The sequence below is a fragment of the Halolamina salina genome, assembly GCF_042678005.1.
Taxonomy (GTDB): domain Archaea; phylum Halobacteriota; class Halobacteria; order Halobacteriales; family Haloferacaceae; genus Halolamina; species Halolamina salina.
Window position 1 is genome coordinate 1 of record NZ_JBHUDH010000020.1, and the last position, 1635, is coordinate 1635.

The window sequence follows — 1635 nt, forward strand, 5'->3', positions numbered from 1 at the left end:
GGGAGGTCGTCGACCGCGGGCCAGCCCCGGGCGACGACGTACGCCGCGAACGCGGTTACGAGGCCGCCGTACATCACGAGAAACGCGGGCAGCGGGCTGCGCGGCGGCAGGAAGCCGATCCCCTCGTTGCTCGGGACGTGGCCGAAGATCAGGAACGGCGAGGCGATCGCGACGCCGATCGCGAGGACGATCCCCGCGGCGACGGCCGCGAGCGCGACCCGCCAGAGTTCGTGTGCGAGCCAGTCAGCGCGGTTCTCTGGGTCGGAAGCGGGCTGGAGACGGTCGGCCAGCGAATCGCGCAGCAGCGTCGCCGGGTGGGCGTCGGCGGCGCCGACCGCGAGCGCGGCCAGCCCCGCGGCGGTCGGCAGCGACCACGTGTTCATAAAGCCGAACAGGCCGGCGACGGCGCCGAGGCCCCCGAAGAGGAGCGCGAGGCGGCGCTTTCGCTCGGCCGCGGGCGTGGCGTAGTACGCGAGGGCGAGGGCGCCGGCGAACAGCACGTAGGGGTTCGCGAACGTGTGGCCGTGGAGGTCGGCCTTCACGAAGGAGTACAGCGGTACCTCCTGGATCGTCCCCGGGACGACGTAGCGGGTGTACCACCAGCCCCAGTCCAGCGGCTTGGAGAGGTTCGCGACGGTCGCCGCGAGGTCGCCGCCCTCGAAGCGCTGGGCGACGAAGCCGAACGCGGCCTGTTCGACGATTCCGCGGATCGAGTCCGGGAGGTACGGCGTGGCGAGTCGGACGGCCGTGGTCGCCGCGCCGCCGAGCGCGACGAAGAACGCGCCCGCGACGCCGCCGACGCGGACGGAGCCGCCGCGGCGGGAGACGAGCGCGCCGCCGACGCCCGCGGCGACGACGAACAGCATCCCGTAGAACGTCGCGATGCCGAGGTTGAAGCCGTAGCGCATCGCGGTCCCCGTCAGCATCGCGAGGCTCGCGACCTGCAGTTGGGTGCCGTAGTAGTACCGCAGCGGCTTCCCGGCGAACCAGACGTCCTCAGGGGGTAGCTGTTCGGCGCGTTCGAGCGTGTTGACCAGCGCGAAGTGGAGGAACTGCTCGCCGGCGGCGGCGGTGATCGCGGGGTCGGCCGCCCGGAACGCGAGCATGATCCCGAAGCCGACGACGAACACGCCGTACATCGCCGCCACCGCGGGCCAGTCCGGGCGGGCGCCGCGGCGCCACGCGAGAACCGAGCCGGCGAGGACGATTCCGAGTCCGAGCACCAGCGTGTGGAGGCCGAACGTGAGTTGGCCGATCCAGAAGATCAGGATCGCAAACGGTACCAGCGCGGTCGGGAGCGCGAAGGCGGCGCCCTTCCGGGGGAGGTGTCGGAACAGCCCCGCGGCGATCGGCGCGCCCAGCGCCGTGAACGCCGCGACGAGCGCGAGGTACGCGAGGACGGGGAGCCACTGCATGGGATAGCCCTACGGGCGGATCGTTTTGGTCTTTCTGGGACGTGCCCCTCACTACCGGCGGATGCGGTGGCGCGAAACGGGCGCGGCCCTGTGCCGCGCCTCAGCGCGAGGGACGAACGAGCGAACGGAGTGAGCGAGTGAGTCGGCTGGGGAGGTGTGTGGGCTGTGCGGTCGGGCGGGACTGAAAGGGGCTGCCCGCTCGGCGAGCGTGGTGTCGGTC

1 protein-coding gene is annotated in these 1635 nt (G+C 72.3%); it reads right to left on the reverse strand.

All coding sequences use genetic code 11. From position 1 onward, the window contains the following. A partial coding sequence (locus ACFR9S_RS02455; protein ID WP_379817993.1) for a DUF2298 domain-containing protein occupies positions 1 to 1415 on the reverse strand: 1415 nt, incomplete at its 3' end. Positions 1416 to 1635 lie beyond the last annotated feature (220 nt).